Source organism: Pseudidiomarina sp. (genome assembly GCF_048267825.1).
Lineage (GTDB): Bacteria > Pseudomonadota > Gammaproteobacteria > Enterobacterales > Alteromonadaceae > Pseudidiomarina.
On the sequence record NZ_JBLWWR010000001.1, the window covers coordinates 333,624 to 354,426 of the forward strand.

General features: G+C 48.1%; 20 protein-coding genes and 1 tRNA gene. 1 reads left to right on the forward strand and 20 read right to left on the reverse strand.

All coding sequences use genetic code 11. From position 1 onward, the window contains the following. Positions 1-3: 3 nt before the first annotated feature. The 4 genes from prfB to xerD form a co-directional block, all read right to left on the reverse strand. Positions 4-1,102 (reverse strand): peptide chain release factor 2 gene (prfB, locus tag ACN0UN_RS01660; RefSeq protein WP_417658436.1). Its coding sequence is split into 2 segments (ribosomal slippage): positions 4-1,026 and positions 1,028-1,102, totalling 1,098 coding nucleotides; the frame shifts between segments, so codons are not numbered across the junction. Between the two features lie 47 nt (positions 1,103-1,149). Beyond that, entirely contained in the window at positions 1,150-2,862 is a 1,713-nt protein-coding gene (gene recJ, locus ACN0UN_RS01665; protein ID WP_417658437.1) for a single-stranded-DNA-specific exonuclease RecJ, read from the reverse strand. 1 nt (position 2,863) lies between these two features. After that, the gene (gene dsbC / locus ACN0UN_RS01670) at positions 2,864-3,589 is read right to left on the reverse strand and encodes a bifunctional protein-disulfide isomerase/oxidoreductase DsbC (RefSeq protein ID WP_417658438.1); all 726 of its coding nucleotides are present in this window, start codon (positions 3,587-3,589) and stop codon (positions 2,864-2,866) included. 26 nt (positions 3,590-3,615) lie between these two features. Then, positions 3,616-4,539 (reverse strand): site-specific tyrosine recombinase XerD, encoded by a 924-nt coding sequence (xerD, locus tag ACN0UN_RS01675; RefSeq protein WP_417658439.1) that lies wholly within the window; start codon positions 4,537-4,539, stop codon positions 3,616-3,618. 85 nt (positions 4,540-4,624) lie between these two features. Between xerD and ACN0UN_RS01680 the strand changes: the two genes are divergently transcribed. After that, positions 4,625-4,709, forward strand: a tRNA-Tyr gene (locus ACN0UN_RS01680). A gap of 28 nt (positions 4,710-4,737) precedes the next feature. On the opposite strand, the gene ACN0UN_RS01685 is transcribed toward ACN0UN_RS01680, so the two are convergent. The 16 genes from ACN0UN_RS01685 to tsf form a co-directional block, all read right to left on the reverse strand. Continuing rightward, positions 4,738-5,721, reverse strand: coding sequence for an NAD(P)H-quinone oxidoreductase (locus ACN0UN_RS01685; protein ID WP_417658440.1), 984 nt, complete (start codon positions 5,719-5,721; stop codon positions 4,738-4,740). A 21-nt stretch (positions 5,722-5,742) separates the two neighbouring features. After that, positions 5,743-6,576 (reverse strand): pirin family protein, encoded by an 834-nt coding sequence (locus tag ACN0UN_RS01690; RefSeq protein WP_417658441.1) that lies wholly within the window; start codon positions 6,574-6,576, stop codon positions 5,743-5,745. Then, the gene (locus tag ACN0UN_RS01695) at positions 6,573-7,529 is read right to left on the reverse strand and encodes a glutathione S-transferase family protein (protein ID WP_417658442.1); all 957 of its coding nucleotides are present in this window, start codon (positions 7,527-7,529) and stop codon (positions 6,573-6,575) included. Before ACN0UN_RS01695 ends, ACN0UN_RS01690 begins: the two co-directional genes overlap by 4 nt. A 132-nt stretch (positions 7,530-7,661) precedes the next feature. Next, positions 7,662-8,804 carry a lipid-A-disaccharide synthase gene (gene lpxB, locus ACN0UN_RS01700; protein WP_417658443.1) on the reverse strand — a complete coding sequence of 381 codons (1,143 nt, stop codon included), beginning with the start codon at positions 8,802-8,804 and terminating at the stop codon, positions 7,662-7,664. Between the two features lie 21 nt (positions 8,805-8,825). Then, complete coding sequence (gene lpxA / locus ACN0UN_RS01705; RefSeq protein ID WP_417658444.1) at positions 8,826-9,593, reverse strand: acyl-ACP--UDP-N-acetylglucosamine O-acyltransferase; 768 nt, start codon at positions 9,591-9,593, stop codon at positions 8,826-8,828. Further along, entirely contained in the window at positions 9,594-10,046 is a 453-nt protein-coding gene (gene fabZ / locus ACN0UN_RS01710; RefSeq protein ID WP_417658445.1) for a 3-hydroxyacyl-ACP dehydratase FabZ, read from the reverse strand. It lies immediately after the preceding gene. A 26-nt stretch (positions 10,047-10,072) separates the two neighbouring features. Continuing rightward, complete coding sequence (lpxD, locus tag ACN0UN_RS01715) at positions 10,073-11,092, reverse strand: UDP-3-O-(3-hydroxymyristoyl)glucosamine N-acyltransferase (protein WP_417658446.1); 1,020 nt, start codon at positions 11,090-11,092, stop codon at positions 10,073-10,075. 4 nt (positions 11,093-11,096) lie between these two features. Continuing rightward, the gene (locus ACN0UN_RS01720; protein ID WP_417658447.1) at positions 11,097-11,612 is read right to left on the reverse strand and encodes an OmpH family outer membrane protein; all 516 of its coding nucleotides are present in this window, start codon (positions 11,610-11,612) and stop codon (positions 11,097-11,099) included. 20 nt (positions 11,613-11,632) lie between these two features. Continuing rightward, entirely contained in the window at positions 11,633-14,152 is a 2,520-nt protein-coding gene (gene bamA, locus ACN0UN_RS01725; RefSeq protein ID WP_417658448.1) for an outer membrane protein assembly factor BamA, read from the reverse strand. Positions 14,153-14,188: 36 nt separating this feature from the next. Then, a complete protein-coding gene (rseP, locus tag ACN0UN_RS01730) occupies positions 14,189-15,544 on the reverse strand; it encodes a sigma E protease regulator RseP (protein WP_417658449.1) in 1,356 nt (451 codons plus the stop codon). Then, positions 15,544-16,734, reverse strand: a complete 1,191-nt coding sequence (ispC, locus tag ACN0UN_RS01735; RefSeq protein WP_417658450.1) for a 1-deoxy-D-xylulose-5-phosphate reductoisomerase — start codon at positions 16,732-16,734, stop codon at positions 15,544-15,546. The genes rseP and ispC overlap by 1 nt, the downstream gene beginning before the upstream one ends. Position 16,735: 1 nt before the next feature. After that, complete coding sequence (locus ACN0UN_RS01740) at positions 16,736-17,599, reverse strand: phosphatidate cytidylyltransferase (protein WP_417658451.1); 864 nt, start codon at positions 17,597-17,599, stop codon at positions 16,736-16,738. Next, a complete protein-coding gene (gene uppS, locus ACN0UN_RS01745; RefSeq protein WP_417658452.1) occupies positions 17,592-18,374 on the reverse strand; it encodes a polyprenyl diphosphate synthase in 783 nt (260 codons plus the stop codon). The genes ACN0UN_RS01740 and uppS overlap by 8 nt, the downstream gene beginning before the upstream one ends. An 81-nt stretch (positions 18,375-18,455) precedes the next feature. Further along, entirely contained in the window at positions 18,456-19,013 is a 558-nt protein-coding gene (gene frr, locus ACN0UN_RS01750) for a ribosome recycling factor (protein ID WP_417658453.1), read from the reverse strand. Between the two features lie 42 nt (positions 19,014-19,055). Then, entirely contained in the window at positions 19,056-19,802 is a 747-nt protein-coding gene (gene pyrH, locus ACN0UN_RS01755) for a UMP kinase (protein ID WP_417658454.1), read from the reverse strand. Between the two features lie 114 nt (positions 19,803-19,916). After that, complete coding sequence (tsf, locus tag ACN0UN_RS01760; RefSeq protein ID WP_417658455.1) at positions 19,917-20,795, reverse strand: translation elongation factor Ts; 879 nt, start codon at positions 20,793-20,795, stop codon at positions 19,917-19,919. Between the last annotated feature and the right edge of the window lie 8 nt (positions 20,796-20,803).

Below are 20,803 nucleotides of genomic sequence, written 5' to 3' on the forward strand. Positions count from 1 at the left end.
AACTTATAAACCTGATTTTAAACTTGCTTCAATAAACGGATCTAAAGCACCGTCCAGTACCGCTTGGGTGTTTCGATTCTCCACCCCAGTACGTAAATCTTTAATTCGGGCATCATCCAATACGTATGAGCGTATCTGGCTACCCCAGCCGATGTCTGACTTGGTGTCTTCCAAAGCTTGTTTTTCAGCTAATTGTTTCTGTAATTCTGACTCATACAGCTTAGCGCGTAATTGCTTCATGGCCGCATCACGGTTTTTGTGTTGTGACCGGTCACTTTGACACTGCACCACTATCCCTGACGGCTCGTGGGTAATACGAATTGCCGAGTCGGTTCGGTTAACGTGCTGACCACCGGCACCTGACGCACGATACGTATCGATACGTAAGTCAGCTGGATTAATCTCGATTTCTATCGAATCATCAATTTCCGGGTACACAAACACCGATGCGAATGACGTATGACGGCGATTGCCTGAGTCAAACGGTGATTTACGCACTAAACGGTGTACGCCAGTTTCCGTACGTAACCAACCATAGGCATAGTCGCCCTGAATACGCACGGTTGCCGACTTAATCCCGGCCACTTCACCTTCTGACAATTCCGTGATCTCGGCTTTAAAGCCATGCGCTTCAGCCCAGCGTAAATACATACGCAGCAGAATATTGGCCCAGTCTTGCGCTTCCGTACCGCCGGAGCCTGATTGCACATCTAAATAGCAATCTGACGCATCTTGTTCGCCCGAAAACATTCTGCGGAATTCCAAAGTGGCCAGTTGGCTTTCCAACTGCTCCAGTTCGGCCACGGCTTCGTTGTACGTTTCTTCGTCTTCAGCCTCAACAGCTAAATCCACTAAACCTTCTACGTCGTCTAACCCTTGCGCCAAGTTGTTCAGCGTTTCAACAACTTGCTCTAAGCTTGAGCGTTCTTTTCCTAAGGATTGCGCGCGTTCCTGGTCATTCCAAACGTTTGGATCTTCCAATTCGCGGCTAACTTCCTCCAGGCGCTCTACTTTCTGAGCGTAGTCAAAGGTACCCCCGAAGAAGCTCGCTGCGTTTACGCATTTCTTTTATCGCAACATACGTGGCGTTAGTTTCGAACATAGTTTTTAAATCTCAATAGCAATAGTTGGTTGCAAAGGGCGCGTATTCTAACGCAAACCACGAAAATGCTCTAGTTGTAGCTGCACAGAAGTGCGCCCTCTAAAGTGATTTAACTGCAGTTTATACACTGCATGAATGCGCTGCACGGACGCATCCGGCCACAGACTGGTATCAACATTGAAAGCAATGGCATCGAGCACCACGCGATCAGCAGTCTCAAGCACCCATTTTATATGGCGTTCACCAACAAGTCGTTGTTGCACTACACGAAATTCACCATCAAAAATGGGTTCGGGAAACCCTTGTCCCCACGGGCCAAATGACTCCAGTTGGCGTACAAAAGGTTCTTGAAAACAACTCGCGTCAAGCTCACCGTCAGACCAAATGGTACGTGTTAAGGCACTTTCATCCACCCATTCGGTTACTTGTGCAATAAAAGCCTCCCGAAAGGCAGCGAGGTTTTCTTGCGCTAAACTCAATCCGGCCGCCATAGCGTGCCCACCAAAACGTTGAATAAGCGTTGGATGCAAGCTGTGAACTCGCTCCAATACGTCACGTATATGTAAGCCCGGAATTGAACGGGCTGAGCCTTTCAGCAAACCATCGTCACTTTGTGCAAACGCAATTACCGGTCGGTGACATTGCTCCTTCACCCGCCCAGCAACAATACCCACCACACCTTGGTGCCAACCTGGCTGATATAGCACTAAGCCAGCAGGCAATTGATCGGTATCTTGGTTTATTCGTGCGACATAGGCTTCCGCCTCTTCACGCATCTCGGTTTCAATACTACGCCGCGCTTGATTTAATTGATCCAATTGCTCGGCCAGCTGTTGTGCTGTGGTTAGGTTATTCGCTAACAAGCATTCAATGCCGGCAGCCATATCATCTAATCGTCCCGCGGCGTTAATACGCGGCCCAATTGCAAAGCCTAAATCGCTGGCTAATAGCTGCTTCGGGTCACGATTCGCAATCTGCAGCAGTGCGGCAATTCCCGGCCGACAATGACCAGCTCGAATGCGCTGTAAACCTTGTTGCACCAGAATTCTATTAACACCGTCCAACTTCACCACGTCCGCCACCGTGCCGACGGCAACTAAGTCTAGCCATTGCGCAAGGTTGGGCACCTCAAGCCCGCGTTCGCGGAATAGGTGGCGAAGTGCAAGCAACACATAGAACGCCACACCCACCCCGGCAATATTGGGGCTAGGAAACTGACAGTCAAGTTGATTTGGGTTCACAATGATATTCGCGTTCGGCAAGGTTGCGCCGGGCAAATGGTGGTCGGTAATAATCACATCAATATCGGCAGCGCGCGCTGCATCAACACCGGCATGGCAAGAAATGCCACTGTCTACCGTAACAATCAATTGCGCTCCCAATTGATGCGCCTGCGCCACCACCGCCGGTGACAAACCGTAGCCGTCTGCGAAGCGGTTCGGCACAATATAATCAACGCGCGTTGCACCCATCGCTTGCAGCACGGACACCATCAGCGCCGTCGACGTCGCACCGTCCGCATCAAAATCACCGCAAATACAAATAGCCTGATTTTCACTGATGGCCTGCGCAAGGCGTTCAGCGGCAGCACTCGCACCATGCAGTTGATCAAAATGAGGCAAATGGCGAGCACCTAAATCTAATTGCTGCTCATCAGTAATACCGCGACGGGCCAGTATTTGCGCAATAATTTCAGGTAAATTATTCGCCCACGCACCAACATCCACACGCGGATGACGTTTAACCGAGATATCCGTCATATTACTTTTGCAACTCAGGCAGTAATCGCTCTGGCGGCACAAAACCTGGCAACAAACGGCCAGACTCGAGCACTATGGCCGGTGTACCACGCACCCCAAACTTTTGCCCCAATGCAAAGTGCATGGCCACTGGGTCGTTACACATGGCTAACGCAACTTCCTCGTCGTTTTTAGCTGCTGTCAGAGCCGTTTGCTGATCGTCGGCACACCATGCGTTTTGTAAATCCACCGCAGCTTTACTTTGCAGACCATTTCGAGGCCACGCGAGGTAGCGTACCGTAATGCCCGCATCCAAATATTCATCAATGCGCTCGTGCAATTGGCGGCAATACCCACAACTGGTATCAGTGAACACATGAATCACGTGCTGTTGATTTGGTGCGGTGTACTCTATGACCGTATCGCTGACGGTTGCTAAGTCGTTGGTACGCATTTGTTCCAGCACTTTCTCGCTGACATTATTCGGTTGCTCACCGGTGATATCAAAGATGCGTCCACTGATAATGTGTTGACCATCGTCACTGGCATATACCAAGCCTTGATCGGTAATCACTTCATACAACCCGGCAATGTTGGCAGGTTTTGCAGATTCCACCTTAAAGCCCATGCGTTGCATGTGCGAGGTGTCAAAGCTACCGGTGGTTTGTGGCTGTGGCGATGTGCTCTGTTCGGCGGGTGAACAAGCAACGGTCATTAAGCTAAGTGTAATTATTGCCAAGTACTTCATGAATGGTCCTATAAGGTCAAATTAAGTTATGCGCGTGGATGATGGGTAGCATGCAACTGTTGCAAGCGTTCGCGTGCCACATGCGTATAAATTTGTGTGGTTGATAAATCACTGTGTCCAAGCAGCATTTGCAACACTCGTAAATCGGCGCCGTGATTTAGCAAATGCGTCGCAAACGCATGGCGTAGCGTATGTGGTGACAAATGCGAGCGAATATCAGCCTGCTGAGCATAATACCGAATTCGATGCCAAAATGCTTGCCGGGTTAAGGGGCCACCACGGCGTGTCACAAACACCCAGTCGCCAGGTTGGGCGTGCAATTGTTTGCGCCCTTTAGCGAAATAAACGTTTAACCAGTCCAACGCTTCTTCACCCAAGGGAACCAGGCGCTCTTTGTTACCCTTACCGATAATACGCACCAATTCTTGCTGCATATGAATTTGGTCAACGGTAAGTTGAACCAACTCGGTCACCCGAAGCCCTGTCGCGTACAGCACCTCTAGCATGGCTTTATCGCGCAATTGCATTGGGTCTTCGATGTCCGGCGCATTCAGCAGATCATCCACTTCTGCTTCCGACAAGCTATGCGGTATTGACTGGGGTTGCTTCGGCCGCGCCAATCGCGCCGTTGGGTCTTGTGTGCACAAACGCTCGCCAACGGCATATTGATAAAACTTCTTTAATGCACTGAGTGCGCGCGACGTGCTACGAGGCGACAGGCCTTGTTGCCGGCGCCAAAGTAAATACCGTTCGAGGTCTTCGTGGGTTACTTGCAACAAGTCATGCCCTTGCTGTTGCGTCAGAAACCTTTGAAAGGTGCGCAAGTCAGTTCGATAAGCAGAGCTGGTATTTTGGCTAACACCTTGCTTTAGCCATAACCTATCAATGAAACGCGCTATCTCTTCATCAACGGCTGCTGGCACTGTCGGTGGCTGTGAATTTTGGCTCATTGCTACACTACTTGGTTTTATTTGGAGCCATCATCATAAACGGGTTTACAGGCAGGCTCAATCTGCTATTATGCCCGCCTCGTGTGGAGGGGTTCCCGAGCGGTCAAAGGGATCAGACTGTAAATCTGACGGCTCAGCCTTCGCAGGTTCGAATCCTGCCCCCTCCACCACTTCTTTCTTGCAATCTATTCCTGAAACTTACCAAACCAATATAAGTTTACCCTGCGTATCATTTTCTCGCAGACGCTTAAATGCGTCTTCAACATGCGCAATTGGCAGCACTTCGTCAATTGATGGATGTATCTGCTGCTGTTCGAACAACGGCCACACATGCGTATAAAGATCGGCCATAATTCGCGCTTTTATGCGATTGGGCTGACTGCGCAAGGTACTCCCGATAATGCGTTGGCGTTTCATTAACAACCTACCAGCATCAAGTTCCGCAACACGGCCGCCCATGAGTCCAATCACCACCAAGCGCCCATCTTGGTTCAGCACTTCTTGATTCCATCCAATGTAATGACCCGCCACAGGATCAAGAATAACATCAGCACCACCCCACGCTTTTACAGCGTCGACAAAACTGCCGTGATGCCGATTCCAAACTTGCTCAGCGCCGAGTTGCTGTGCCACGTTTAACTTCGCGTCGTCACCCGCCGTGGCGAACGTTGGATTATGAAATATTTTAGCTAATTGCACTACCGCCTGACCAACACCACTTGCCGCTGCATGCACTAAAATTCGTTCGCCCGGCTGAGTAGCTGCAATGTCATAAATGTTGAACCACGCCGTCGCGAACACCTCACAGATACCTGCAGCATGAGCAAGCTCCATGCCTTTGGGTAGGCCCAGCACTTGATTAGCAGGCGCTGTAACGTACTCGGCGTAACCACCACCGGCTAAAAGCGCGCAGACTTTGTCACCAACTTGGTGCGCCGTCACTTCAGCGCCAACGGCATGCACCACACCGCTAACTTCCAACCCCAACACATCGGATGCCCCAGGTGGTGGCGGATAATGGCCAGCCAGCTGCATTAAGTCCGCGCGATTCATCCCACTGTAAGCAACCTTAATGCGTATTTCATTGGGCTGCACCTTGGATAGGTCACGGTGCTGCCACAGCACCTTATTCTCAGCACCAGCGCTTAGTGTGCGCATCTGTGTTGGCATCTGTGTGGACATGGAAGCTCCTTGCGTTATCTGTTATGCGGTTAGTGTACCCGCTTGGTAATCGCGTATGGCTTGCTCTACTTCTGCCTGTGTATTCATGACAAAAGGGCCGTACTGTGCAATGGGTTCGCCAATAGGGTTGCCTGCTAGCAAAATTATGCCTGCTGGCACATCGCTACCGGCTTGAAGGTTGATATCGCCTTCAGCATGCAACCGCACTAATTCACCGCGCGTAACCAATTCATCGTTAACCAGTATGCTGCCCTGATACACATAAGCCAAGCGTGTTTGTTGCTGTTGGCTTGCGACACTATATGTCGCACCCTCGGACAGTCGTGCATCCACCATCAAGAAGTTTTGTTCGGGCTGCTGAATGGGCCCACGCTGCTGCTCAAGTTCACCTGCGATAACACGCAGTTCAGCGCCTTCACCACGAACAACTCCAAGCTTATCTTGAGGGAAATCAGCCCAATCTGCTGCTTCCATTTTGCGCGCTGCAGGTAAGTTTATCCACAACTGAAAACCCCACATCAGGCCGTCTTCCTGCTTCGGCATTTCAGCGTGGATAATGCCCCGGGCAGCTTTCATCCATTGCGCCCCACCGGTTTCAACTACCCCGGTGTTACCGTTTGAATCTTTATGCTCCATACGCCCTGCAAGCATATAGGTTAAGGTTACAAAGCCACGGTGTGGGTGCGGCGGAAATCCTGCAATGTAATCATTCGGATTGTCCGATCGAAACTCATCCAACATTAGAAATGGATCTTGATGGCGTAGACTCGGTTGATTCACAATGCGTGTTAATTTCACCCCTGCACCATCTTGTGCTGGCATACCGCGATGCCGACTTAGAATAATTCCACTCATAACACGTCTCCACGCTCATGTGGCGCCATAAAATCAATTGACGGACCAACCGGCACAACCCCGGTTGGATTAATCATGTGATGGCTACCGTAGTAATGCCGTTTGATATGGTCCATCACTACCGTTTCAGCCACACCTGGTACTTGATATAGAGCGCGCACATAAGCCCACAAGTTCGGGTAATCAACAATACGTTTTTGATTGGTTTTAAAGTGCCCCACATAAACCGAATCAAAACGAACCAGGGTAGTAAATAAACGCCAATCGGCTTCGGTAAGCGTATCGCCAACCAGGAATTTCTGGGTTGCTAAACGCTGTTCTAGTGCATCTAACTCATCAAATAGTGCGACAAACGCCGCTTCATAGGCGCGCTGCTTCGTCGCAAAGCCACATTTGTATACGCCATTATTCACATTGTCGTAAACGCGATCATTTATTGCGTCTATTTCTGTGCGTAACGCCTCCGGATAAAAATCCAAGGTGTTACCCGTTAGGTCGTTAAAAGCACTGTTAAACATACGAATAATGTCAGCGGATTCATTGCTGACAATGGTTTGCTGTTGTTTATCCCACAACACAGGCACTGTTACCCTGCCGCTATAGTTCGCGTCAGCTTTTAAATACAACTGATTCAGGTAGTCGAGGTTGTACAGGCTGTCTTGTAACGGTTCTTCGGCAAACTCCCATCCATTTTCAAGCATCAGCGGATGCACCACAGACACCGAAATATGTTGCTCTAAGCCTAACAGTTTGCGAAAAATAAGTGTTCGGTGAGCCCACGGGCAAGCATAGCTCACGTACAGATGATAACGCCCGCTTTCGGCTGGAAATTTGGCGTTTTTATCGGCTTCAATCCAGTTTCGAAATTGTGCAGCACTGCGCTCAAACTTACCGTCGGTGCTATCTGTGTCATACCATTTGTCTTGCCATTTACCATCAACTAATAAGCCCATTTAAATCTCCACATTGGCAACTTGCGTACGTTGCTTGAATTAACATGGATGCAGTATAGCTGGTAATTAATCGAATGATTATTGCTAAAAATGGCACGTGATGTTCGAATTTATCGAATAATGAAGCGTGATTTAAGCGCTTATGAAGCCTTGCACAACATCAGCACTTAGCACATCTGCATTGCGCTGAATTTGCTCATGCAACTGCGTGAAGCGGTGTACTGTTTGCTCTGCCTGAGGGCCTAGCTGAGCTTGCATTGCGGTTACTAAATTATCGACAGTTGCCTCATTTTGCGCGAATTCCGGCACCAGCGCTTCGCCAGCAAGTAGATTAGGTAAACTAAAAAATGGCGCTTTAAACAGCCGTTTAATCATGTGAAAGCTCAGCCAGTTAAACTTATAGGCGACAACCATTGGACGTTTTATCAGCATAGCTTCAAGGGTTACGGTGCCGGAGGTAAGCATCAACGCATCACACGCAGCCATAGTTTCACGTGACTGTCCGTCGATAATTGTCAACGGCAATTGCGGTGCCAGTTGCTGCTGCAATGCACGAAACTGAGTTGCACGAGAGGCACTAATCATCGGTGTTACAAACTTTAGCTGTGGGTTTTGTTGCAATAAACGTTCGGCCACTGCTAGGAATAATGGTGCCATGCGCGCAATCTCGCCTTTGCGGCTGCCCGGCAACACGCCAACCCAGGTTGCTTTAGCGTCTAAGCTAAGTTGCTCGCGCGCCGAAGGCTTTGCCCAATGCATTGGAATTGAGTCAGCTAACGGGTGGCCCACAAAGGTGGCAGCTAGTTGGTGTTGGTCGTAGAATTCTTTTTCGAAAGGCAATAGGCAAAGCACGTGGTCAACCGACTGCTTAATGCCATGAATACGCCCCTGCCGCCATGCCCACACCGATGGACTGACATAATGAACCGTAGGAATTCCAGCAGCTTTCAAACGTTTGGCAATCGGTAAGTTGAAGTCTGGCGCATCAATGCCGATAAAAACATCAGGGCGTCGTTGTAAAAACGTATTAACCAGCTTACGGCGATGCCCCAGCAGTTTGAATAAACTACCAAATACCTCAGCGATGCCCATAACCGCCAAATCTTCCATAGGTACCAGGCTGGTTAAACCTTGTGCCTGCATCAGCGGGCCGCCCACACCAATAAACTCAGCTTGAGGATACCGTGCGCGAAGCTCACGCAACATTCCTGAGCCAAGCAAGTCGCCAGAATGCTCGCCAGCAATAACGGCAATAAGAGGTTGTGGGTGTGTCATAGTTTGGTGCCGTTAATGAACTTAACGAATAATTCCACGTGGGCTATTGAGTACAAAATCAATCATTGGCTGTAGCTCGATCTCAGCATCAAGTTCGCGCATTTTTTCAACAGCTTCTTGAATGGTAAGCCCTTGACGATACAATAACTTGAATGCCCGCTTAATATTCAATATCTGATTTGGTTTAAAGCCACGGCGTTTTAAGCCTTCCGCATTGATGGTACGCGGGGCCGCATTGTGGCCCTGCGCCATGATGTATGGCGGAATGTCCTGAACCACCACCGAATTGACCGCAGTGAATGCATGCGCGCCAATGTGGCAAAATTGATGAACGCCCGTGAACCCGCCAAGAATGGCCCAGTCACCCACATGCACATGCCCGGCCAGTGTCGTATTGTTGGCCAGAATCACGTTATCACCCACCATGCAGTCATGCGCTACATGAACATAAGCCATCAATAGGTTGTTGTTGCCAAGTTGCGTTAAACCTTGATCTTGCACCGTACCACGATGAATGGTGACACATTCACGAATAACGTTATTATCGCCAATCACTAGGCGCGTAGGTTCGCCCTTGTATTTTTTATCTTGGCAATCTTCACCCACCGAGGCGAATTGAAATATTCGGTTATTCTTACCCAGTGTTGTTGGGCCACGCAGCACCACATGTGGACCAATGACACAATTGTCACCGATTTCAACATTGGCCCCAACAATAGTGTAAGGACCAATTTCAACGTTCTTCCCTATACGGGCCGAATCATCAATGATAGCGGTAGGATGTATCACTTAGGTTTCCCTTCTTGCACAGATGATATCGCAGCTGCATGCCAATTCACCATCAACATCAGCTCGCCCTTTAAAGACCCAAATGCCCCGACGTTCTTTCTCGAACGTAACGTGTAAATTCAACGTATCACCCGGCAACACCTGACGTTTAAAACGCGCATTATCAACACCTGCGAATAAGTATAAGTCATTCACACCAGGTTGGCTGGCAGTAATTTTAAAACCAAGGAGCCCAGACGCTTGCGCGAGTGCCTCAAGGATAAGTACCCCAGGGAAAATTGGGTTGCCCGGAAAGTGACCTGTAAAAATGGGTTCATTCACGGTGATGTTTTTTACCGCATGAATCGTTGTTTTGTTATCACAAGAAACAACTTTATCAACCAGTAAAAATGGATACCGGTGGGGTAATAAACTGAGTACTTCTTTAATATCAAATGCGCCATTCTCAGACAAAGCGTCATCCTCGTTTTAATTAATTATTAGTTATTAAGTTGCTTTTCAATCTTCTTGACGCGTTGGAACAAGTCGTCAAGCTGGCGGTAACGCGCGCCATTTCGGCGCCATTCGCGCTGTGGTGCTGCAGGAATACCTGAAGCATAAGCGCCAGGTTCAGTGATTTCCTTAATAACCATGGAAAAACCACTGATTTGAACATCATCACACACTGAAATATGGCCATTTATAGCAGTCGCCCCGCCGATTAAACAGCGCTTACCAATACGGCAACTGCCAGCTAAAACTGTGCAACCCGCTATGGCTGTGTCTTCGTCGATAAACACGTTGTGCGCAATCTGGCACTGATTATCAATGATCACACCATCACTAATTATCGTATCGTCCAGCGCGCCGCGATCAATTGTGGTACTCGCACCTATATCGACACGATTACCAATAACCACGCGGCCAAGTTGTGGAATTTTAATCCACTTACCGCCTTCATTGGCCCAGCCAAATCCGTCAGCACCAATCACAGTGCCTGCATGCACCAGGCAATTTTCGCCGATGACGCAGTTGTGATAAATCACCACATGTTGCCATAACTGCGTGCCAACTCCGATACGCGTGTTCGGGCCAATATAGCAACCCACACCAACCGTAACATTATCAGCCAGTTCAACCTGCTCAGCAATAACCGCATTGGCGCCTATTGAAACGTTTTTCCCAATCTTTGTAGTCGCGTGTACCTGGGCACTCGTGTGAATACCATCGGCAGGTTTCGGGGTGGTATCCAATAATTGCGCAACTTTAGCAAAACCAGCGTAAGGATTTTTCATTCGCAATGCAGCAATACCATCCGGCACATCAACATCTGGCGCAACAATAACGGCGCTTGCTTGGGTGCTATCGAGCTGGCTGCGATATTTTTCGTTGGCTAAAAACGCAATATGCCCCGGCTTGGCCGAGGCAAGTGTTGCTACACCTTGAATGGGCAGCGCAGGGTCACCCTGCACTGCCGCACCTATTGCGTCAGCGAGCTGCTGCAATGTCAGTGTTTGCATTAACTTAGTTTCCACCTGTCATTTTTTTGATAACTTCGTCAGTCAGGTTTGCAGCATCATTTCCATAAACCAGTGCGCTACGTTGCAACACCACGTCAAAACTTTGCTCTGTAGCAACACTTTGTGCGTTACGCATTACTTCGCCCATCAGCTGATCACGAACTTCGTTACCGCGACGGCCCATATCTTCACGCAACGCTTTAACTTTTAACTGACGCGTCGTGTCCAGCATTTCCATCTCGCGTTCCATCGTTACACGCTCGCCTGGAGACATGATTGACGCGTCACGCTGGGCTTTTTCACTCAAGCCACGCATTTTTTCTTCAATGGCGTTTACTTCTTCAATTTGTGCTTTAAATTCATCTTGAATTTGCTGTTCAAGGTTACGTGCCTGTGGCAGGTTAGCCAGAACTTCTTGCACGCTCACGAAACCAATTTTTTGCTGGGCTTCAGCTGCATTAGCAAACAACGCAGACGAAAGTAACGCAATTGCAATGCTCGATTTAACAATAGTTTTCACATTTAACTCCTTGATATTTATTAGAATGTTGTACCGATATTAAACGTAAATGTCTGCGTTCGATCGGACAGTTCAGATTGTATTGGTCGACCAAATGACAAGGTTATTGGCCCCATTGGTGACAACCATTGTATCGAAACACCGGCCGAAGCGCGATAGTGGGTTGGTTCACTAAAGTCTTTTAACTCTTGCGAGCCACTTGCTAAACCTAGCTGGCTATACGCATCGTAGTCAAATTCCGTGTCCCAGACATTACCTACATCAAGATAAAAACTCGTACGAACGGTGTTCTTATTCTCTTCCGAAATAAACGGTGTTGGTACGATAAGTTCCAAACCACCTACAACCATTGCATTACCACCCACTGAGAACTCGCTTACGGCAAGCAAATCAGCACTCGGATGCGTCGGCAATCCAGTCGGCACACCATAGTACCCTGTCTGTCCCGAAATACTCTGTGGATAACGGTAAACCGCACGAGGGCCGATAGTGTTCCCCTCAAATCCACGTAAGTTATCACGACCACCTAAGCGGAAGTTTTCATAGAACGGGAATAAGTAATCATTGCCAGCGTCATCACTTCCATAACCATTACCGTAACCTAACCGCAGGCGTGTCATAAATACAAAGCCGTGATCGTTAGTTATTGGTAAATAATGACGGAAGTCATAACTGGTTCGGAAGTAATTCACATCACTGTTGGGTGTTGCCACTTCGAACTGCAAAGTATTTTGTGTACCCGACGTTGGGAACGTACCGCGGTTTAACGTGACACGGTTAATACCCGCTGATAATTCGAATATATCAAACGAAACACCTTCATTCGGGTTTTGTTCGTCAATATAAGGGCTGTAGAAGCGCGACACTTGATCGTAACTATCAACGTTGGTGATTTGTTCGTTACGATAGGTTGCACCGAAGTTAATGCTTGTAACTTCATTGATTGGGAAGCCAATTGAGCTGCCGATACCATATTGCTTTTTGTTGTAGCGAATATAGTTTTCTAAGTTACCTGCATCAAACTCGCTCATATATAGCTGACCTGAGAGGCTGACACCGTCTTTGGTCAAGTAACGGTCTGTATACGAGACTGAAGCGCTCTTTTGATAGCGATTGGTATTCAAGTTAATTGAGGCACGATTACCCGTTCCTAAGAAATTTTCTTGCGATAAACCCAATCCAACCTGAAAACCTGAGTAATCACCGTAACCTAAGGTGAAATTAAAACTGCCTGATGGCTGTTCTTTCACCGTAAAGTCGACTTCAACACGGTCGTCGTTGCTATCTGATTTACGCGTCGATGTTTCAACGGTTTCAAAGAAGCCAAGGCGCTCAAGGCGAACTTTACTTTGTTCTATGAGCATATCGTTCAGTGGTGCACCTTCAAGTTGGCGCATTTCACGACGAAGTACTTCATCGGCTGTTACGTTGTTGCCGATAAAGTTAATGCGGTCAACATAGATGCGTTGTCCTGGCGTTACCGAGAACGTTAAATCGACATCATTGCTGCCTTCTTCCATATCTGGAATTGCACGCACTTCAGGATATGCATAACCGTAACGGCCGTAAAACTTAGAAATTGCTTCTTCTAAAAAGGTGATTTGTTCGGCGTTATATCGGGTACCTGGTTCAATCGACACAAGGCGTTTTATAACCTCATCGTGCCCTTTCAGGTCGCCGATAACAGTAACATTTCGTACGTTGTACACGTCGCCTTCATTAACATTGATGGTGATATAAACACCCTCTTTGTCCGGCGTCATGCTCACTTGTACCGATTCAATCTGCACCGCTAAGTACCCACGGTTGCGATAAAAACTTTCAAGCTTTTCCAAATCGCCCGTTAACTGTTGTTTCTGATAACGGCGTTCCCCAATGAAGTTCCACCAAGGCAATTGGTCTTTCAATTCAAAATCAGCTAATAATTGATCGTCGGTAAAGCTCTTATTACCAACAATATTTATTTGCTCAATTTCTGCTGAGTCGCCCTCATCAAACACCAAACTTAGACGCACACGGTTACGCGGCAATTCAATCACGCTGATATCAACACTGGCATTATACTTACCAACGCCGTGGAAGAAGTCTTCCAAGCCTGATTCAATGGATGCGATCATGGTGCGATCAAGTTGCTCACCCACCACAATGCCACTATCCGTTAAGCTTTGCTCAAGCTGCTCATCTTCAATTTCTTTGTTACCGTCAAACTCGATACCGGAAATTGTCGGGCGCTCAATCACGTTAAAAATTAACGTGTTACCTTCCCGAAGAACCACAATATTTTCAAAGTACGCGGCTGAGTTCAGTGAACGGATGCTGGCGCGAATTCGATTCGCATCAATTTGGTCGCCAACGCGAATGGGGATATAAGTTAATGCGGCGCCTAAAGCTACACGCTGCAAACCGCGCACACGAATATCTTCAACCACAAATACATCATTATTTATTTGCGAATTACTCTCGGCACTACTCGCTACTGCATGTGCGGGAAGTGACGCCGCTGCAACCAGGGCGCTTAAGAACAGCTGTTTCAACGTCATTCTGTGCTACTTAATTGTTATGTTGTACATGTCGTTTCATTGCGACAAACGCAAAATATCATTACTGATAGCGATTGCCATAAGCGCAAAAATTAGAATACCGCCAATGCGGTAACAAACTTCTTGGACACCATCTGAAACCGGCTTTCCACGCGCACCTTCAATGGCTAAAAACGCGAGGTGGCCGCCGTCAAGTATTGGTAACGGAACCAGATTGATAATCCCCAAGTTGACACTAATTAATGCTAGAAACCCTAAAAAATAAACTAAGCCATAACTGGCTGTAGCTCCTGCTCCTTCTGCGATCGCTACTGGACCGCTCAAGTTACTTACTGAAACCGTTCCAATCAGTAACTTGCCAATCATTTTTACACTAAGAACCATCAGTTCCCACGTGCGGTGCACACCTTGTGTGAACCCTTCAATTAACCCAAACTGCTGAGTAAATCGATATTCATCAGGGTACGGCGCTACAGTCGGCTCTACCCCTAGAAATCCAATCTGTTGTTCGTTAACTTCACGCTGCCCAAGCGTTACCTCCAGCGTGCGCATTTCGCCAGCACGCTCTACGGTAATTTCTACCGATTCGCCAGCGGCTTGCATGATCAAGTCTCTCGTTTGAGGCCAATCCGTTAAAGGAGTTCCATTAAACGCTATAATTTTATCGTTTACCTGAATGCCTGCGGCCGCCGCTGGGGAATTTTCTGCTACGTAACTTAATACCAATGACACTTCCGGTTCAAATGGCTGCATCCCCAAGGCAACGTACATCGGTTGCTGCTTATCATCTAAGCGCCAGGTGCGAATATCCAATGGATAGTCACGTAACCGATTGTTGGTATCACGTGTTTGCACCGTTACCACTTCGTTCCCCAAGGCTGCTGCCAGGTGCAAATTAACCTGTTGCCAGTCTTCGGTAGTGCTGTTATTGACCGCAATAATCTCGCTAGGTGTTTGTATGCCAGCCTGCGCTGCAATAGAGTTCGGGGCCACCTGGCCAATAATGGGCTTTACCGAAGGCACACCAATTAAAAACATGGCCCACAACACTGCAATTGCCAGCACAAAATTCGCTATAGGCCCAGCAGCAACAATTGCTGCGCGTTGCGCCACTGTTTTTGAATTAAAGCTTAACCCACGATCTTCTGGCGCAACCGTGTCGACACGCTCATCGAGCATGCGAACATAACCACCCAGAGGAATCAAGCCAACTTGATAAACGGTGCCATCTCGGGCTACGCGTTGCCAGATTGGCTTACCAAAGCCGACCGAAAACGTTAAAACTTTGACGCCGCAGCGTCGGGCGACCCAAAAATGACCAAATTCATGAAAGGTCACGAGTATCCCAAGAGTGACAATAAATGCACCGAGCGACCAAACAATACTACCCATTATGAAAACCGCTCCACTTGCTGTCGTGCAATCACACGTGCCTCACCATCGAGTTCAATTAAGCCTTCGACCGTATCGAGTTCACGTCGGTTCAATTGATTTAGTACACTATCACAAATGTGTGCAATAGCGGTGAACGGAATACGTTGTTCCAGAAAAGCGGCGACTGCAATTTCATTCGCTGCATTCAATGCGGTGGTTGCCCACTGCCCTTCCCAACAGGCATCGATTGCGAGCTGTAAACACGGGTAGCGTTCGGGGTCTGCAGGCATAAATGTTAACGCGCCCAGACTTAAAAAATCGAGCGCTTCCACGCCACTTGGTATACGTTCGGGGTAGCTCAACCCATAGGCTATGGGTGTGCGCATATCGGGTTGACCCAATTGCGCTAAAACAGAACCATCCAGATAACTAACCATTGAATGAATCACGCTTTGCGGGTGTACCACCACCTGCAATTGCTCGCGTTTACAGTTGAACAACCAGCGCGCTTCAATGTATTCCAAGCCCTTATTGAGCATGGTGGCTGAATCGACGGAAATCTTTTGGCCCATCGACCAGTTCGGATGATTGCATGCAGCAGTGGGTGTTTGCTGCGCAAGCTCTGCTAGAGGTAACTCTCGAAATGGCCCACCAGAACCCGTTAAAAGTATCTGATGTATGCCAGCTTGCGCCAAATCAGCATGCCCAAGCGGTTGCTGCACTTCTTTTGGCAAACATTGATAAATCGCGTTATGTTCACTGTCAATGGGCAGCAATTCAGCCCCATGCGTTGCTACCGCATCCATAAATATCTGGCCAGACATGACCAAGGCTTCTTTGTTGGCAAGTAACACACGCTTTCCAGCTTTTACTGCGGCCATGGTCGGCATTAGTCCAGCTGCACCTACAATAGCCGCCATCACCGTATCAGCTTGCTCAGCCGCAGCAACCTGCGCCAATGCAGATTCACCCGCGAGCACTTCGCACTGAATACTACCGAGCTTCCGTTGCAGTGCTTGAGCGGCCTGCTCATCCGCCATAACGGCGTATTCCGGACGATGTTTTAGACACAGCTCGGCCATCGCTTCAACGTTGCCATTTGCCGTCAGCGCAAACACTTCAAAACGTTCCGGTTGCATTGCCATTACGGCCAGCGTGTTTTGACCGATTGATCCTGTTGCACCTAAAATCGTAATTCGTTGTTTCATATCAGGTTAAAAACCACAAATAAGATAAGGTAAAAACTGGCAACGCTGCGGTTAAACTATCAATACGGTCAAGTATTCCGCCATGTCCGGGTAATATTGAGCCACTGTCTTTTACCCCAGCACAGCGTTTAAACATACTCTCATTCAAATCACCAAATACTGATGCCACCACCGTGACTAACCCCGTGATGTAATACCCTGAGAATTGTTCAGCGGGAATTTTCAACCAATGTGCCAGTACCATCATCACCACAAAAGCGAGCGTGATGCCACCTAGTAGACCTTCCATCGTTTTCCCCGGGCTCACCGCCGGCATTAGTTTGTTGCGCCCGTAACGCACACCGGCAAAATAGGCACCGACATCGGCAGCCCACACCAGCAGCAATACAAACAGCACGGCAAAACCGCCAAATAACGGTTGCTCGGCATAATTTAAAGACCGTACAGCAATCAGGCCAGCCCAGGCAGGTAATAGCGTTAGCATGCCAAACACGCCAACTATCGAGCGTGTACGCGACCAAACCCTGCGACTCCGCGGATAGTTAATAACTAATGCGGTGGCAATTACCCACCACACACAGCCCGCAATCACTAATACGTAAATGATGGGGTCAAGTTGGCCGTCTTGCCAAATTTTATCAAGCGGGACTAACCACGTTAGCAGCGCTAACGCCGCAGCAATAAAAAGGGTATACGCTACCCGTGCACTTTTTCGAGTCACATTCATTAACGGTGCCCATTCCCAGGCACCGGCTGTCATCAGCACTATGATTGCGACCGCAAACCAAAATAAAGGCAGTGCAAACACAACATAGAGTGCTAACGGGATTAAAACGAGTGCGGTTAATATGCGTTGTTTAAGCAAACTTGTCCCCGGTCGTCACATCGGTATCTAAAATGGCCTGCTGGAGCTGATCGCTGGTCAAGCCAAAGCGGCGCTCTCGGCAACTAAAATCTGCGATCGCAGCAGCAAACTCACGATCATCAAAGTCCGGCCATAATACCTTGCTAAAATAAAATTCTGCATAAGCCAATTGCCACAGCAGAAAATTGCTAATTCGGTGTTCGCCACCTGTTCTTATAAGTAAATCTGGTACCGGTTGGTCAGCAAGTTCCAATTCGCTTGCTAACAACGCAGTGGTTATTTCACTCGGCTGTAACTGCCCAGCGGCAACCTGCTCAGCTAATTTACGCGCAGCATTGGTAATATCCCAATGGCCGCCGTAGTTCGCCGCGATATTTAACGTTAATGCGGTATTGTCGGCCGTCATTTGTTCCGCTTGTTGCATTTGCTTTTGCAAACGCGCGCTGAATGCTGACTTATCACCCACTATTTTTAGCCTAACATTGTACTTATGTAATTTCTTCACTTCGCGTTTCAAAACGCTCATGAATAGCTCCATCAGTACTGAAACTTCTTGCTCAGGCCGATTCCAGTTTTCGCTACTAAAAGCAAATAGCGTTAATGACTCAATGCCTTTTTTACGGGCAAACTGTACCGCAGCACGAACAGCTTCCGCACCGGCTTTATGGCCGGCGGTACGCCGTTTGCCGCGCATTTGTGCCCAACGCCCGTTACCATCCATGATAATGGCCACGTGCCGTGGCATTGTAATTGTAGAGACTTCCGTTGTTGTCATATCGAGTGCCATACAAGAAAAAACGCCGTGCGAGTATACCTGACACGGCGCTGTCCACCAACGTGGAATAGCTGCGACTGCTTAAACTTCCATCAAATCTTTTTCTTTTTCTACCAGCAGCTCGTCAATTTTTGCGATATACATGTCAGTTAGCTTTTGAATATCGTCCGTTGCTTTATGTTCTTCGTCTTCACTAATTTCTTTTTCTTTCAATAATTCTTTCAAATCGCTATTCGCATCACGGCGAATATTTCGTATTGCCACGCGACCTTGCTCTGCTTCGCTACGCACTACTTTAACCAAGTCGCGACGACGCTCTTCCGTTAACGCTGGCAGTGGTACACGAATCACGGTACCCGCAGACGCTGGGTTTAACCCCAAGTCAGAGGTCATGATTGCTTTTTCCACAGCTGCAGTTGACGACTTATCAAACACCGTCAAAGCCAATGTCCGCGAGTCTTCCACGGTGATGTTCGCAAGTTGCTTTAATGGAGTATCAGCACCGTAATATGGCACCATAACACCGTCAAGAATACTTGGATGCGCACGACCGGTGCGTACTTTTGAGATTTGCGAGCGGAGCGCTTCAACGCTCTTTTCCATACGCTGCTTGGCATCTTGCTTTATTTCGTTAATCACGTTTATTCATCCTTTCAATTCTTAGCACATAAACACCGATGTTTATGCTTGTTCAACCACGCTTTCATTAGCGATTAGTGTACCTTCTTCTTCGCCCATAATCACGGCTCTTAATACACCCGGTTTATTCATATTAAATACGCGAATTGGCAAGTTATGGTCGCGCGCTAACGTAAACGCAGCTAAATCCATAACTTTGAGTTGCTGTTCCAACACATCATTATAACTGATTCGACGGAACAATTTAGCATTTGGATTGGTGACTGGGTCGGCAGAATACACACCATCAACTTTGGTGCCTTTAAGAACCAACTCAGCTTCAATTTCTATGCCACGCAAACACGCTGCTGAGTCCGTTGTAAAAAATGGATTACCGGTACCCGCAGAAAAAATTACGACCCGACCTGATTTCAGTAGACTAATCGCATCAGCCCAGTTGTAACTGTCACACACACCAGCCAATTCAATTGCTGACATCAACCGTGCATTAACGAATGCACGATGCAACGCGTCACGCATAGCAAGGCCGTTCATAACCGTTGCTAACATACCCATGTGGTCACCCACCACACGGTTCATACCGGCTTTCGCTAAACCTTCACCACGGAACAGATTGCCACCACCAATCACCAGCCCCACTTGAACGCCCAGTTCAACCAGCTCTTTAATTTCCTGAGCCATGCGGTCCAAAACTTTCGCATCAATGCCAAAGGGCTCATCACCCATTAACGCTTCACCACTTAATTTAAGTAGTACACGACGGTATGCAGGTTTGCTAGTTGGGGTCATCAGTTCGCTCCATGTTCATATTTTTCGGGTTTTCACCCTAAAAAAAAACCGCATCCTGCCGAGCAGGATGCGGTTTCTATTATCGACTGTTTGTCGTCGGCAGCGTCATGGGCATTAAGCCTTTTTCGCTGCTGCCATTTGAGCTTGCACTTCAGCAGCGAAGTCTTCAGCTTTCTTCTCAATACCTTCACCAACTTCGAAACGTACGAAAGTTAGTACATCAGCACCCTTCTGCTTCAGCAAGTCTGCAACAGTGATTGATGGGTCTTTCACAAATGCTTGACCAGTTAAGCTGATCTCGCCAGTGAATTTACGCATACGGCCTTCAACCATCTTCTCAGCAATTTCTTGTGGCTTGCCACTTTGCATTGCGATATCAAGTTGAATTGCACGCTCTTTCTCAACCACTTCAGCTGATACGTCTTCTGGCTTAACGAACTGTGGTGCGCTTGCCGCAACATGCATCGCGATATCACGTGCTAAATCAGCGTCACCGCCAGTAATAGCAACCAATACGCCGATACGGCCGCCGTGAACATAAGACTCAACCAAGTCACCACCGTCAACAGTGATAACACGGCGAACATTCATGTTCTCGCCAATTTTAGCAACTAACGCTTCACGTACTTCTTCAACGGTACCGTCACCAATGTTGGTCGCTTTAAGCTTCTCAACGTCAGTTTCTTTGTTCGCGAATGCTGCGTCGATAACTTTCTGGCCAAAAGCCAAGAAGCTGTCGTCACGTGCAACGAAGTCAGTTTCACAGTTCAATTCAACCAGAGTACCTACGTTACCTTCGGTTTTAGTCAGGATCACACCTTCAGCAGCCACGCGACCAGCTTTCTTAGCTGCTTTCGCTTGACCACTTTTACGCATGTTTTCGATCGCCGCGTCGATATCGCCGCCGGTCTCTTCCAATGCTTTTTTGCAATCCATCATGCCAGCGCCAGTGCGCTCGCGCAGTTCTTTAACCAGAGCTGCTGTAATAGCCATGTATTTTT

Excerpts from the sequence above, each read along its gene's own strand:
- pyrH (WP_417658454.1), bottom strand. The coding sequence starts at position 19,802 with ATGACCCCAACTAGCAAACCTGCATACCGTCGTGTACTACTTAAATTA.
- rseP (WP_417658449.1), bottom strand. The coding sequence starts at position 15,544 with ATGGGTAGTATTGTTTGGTCGCTCGGTGCATTTATTGTCACTCTTGGG.
- ACN0UN_RS01690 (WP_417658441.1), bottom strand. The coding sequence starts at position 6,576 with ATGAGTGGAATTATTCTAAGTCGGCATCGCGGTATGCCAGCACAAGAT.
- xerD (WP_417658439.1), bottom strand. The coding sequence starts at position 4,539 with ATGAGCCAAAATTCACAGCCACCGACAGTGCCAGCAGCCGTTGATGAA.
- lpxB (WP_417658443.1), bottom strand. The coding sequence starts at position 8,804 with ATGACACACCCACAACCTCTTATTGCCGTTATTGCTGGCGAGCATTCT.
- ACN0UN_RS01695 (WP_417658442.1), bottom strand. The coding sequence starts at position 7,529 with ATGGGCTTATTAGTTGATGGTAAATGGCAAGACAAATGGTATGACACA.
- tsf (WP_417658455.1), bottom strand. The coding sequence starts at position 20,795 with ATGGCTATTACAGCAGCTCTGGTTAAAGAACTGCGCGAGCGCACTGGC.
- lpxD (WP_417658446.1), bottom strand. The coding sequence starts at position 11,092 with ATGCAAACACTGACATTGCAGCAGCTCGCTGACGCAATAGGTGCGGCA.
- uppS (WP_417658452.1), bottom strand. The coding sequence starts at position 18,374 with ATGACAACAACGGAAGTCTCTACAATTACAATGCCACGGCACGTGGCC.
- bamA (WP_417658448.1), bottom strand. The coding sequence starts at position 14,152 with ATGACGTTGAAACAGCTGTTCTTAAGCGCCCTGGTTGCAGCGGCGTCA.
- recJ (WP_417658437.1), bottom strand. The coding sequence starts at position 2,862 with ATGACGGATATCTCGGTTAAACGTCATCCGCGTGTGGATGTTGGTGCG.
- ACN0UN_RS01685 (WP_417658440.1), bottom strand. The coding sequence starts at position 5,721 with ATGTCCACACAGATGCCAACACAGATGCGCACACTAAGCGCTGGTGCT.
- dsbC (WP_417658438.1), bottom strand. The coding sequence starts at position 3,589 with ATGAAGTACTTGGCAATAATTACACTTAGCTTAATGACCGTTGCTTGT.
- ispC (WP_417658450.1), bottom strand. The coding sequence starts at position 16,734 with ATGAAACAACGAATTACGATTTTAGGTGCAACAGGATCAATCGGTCAA.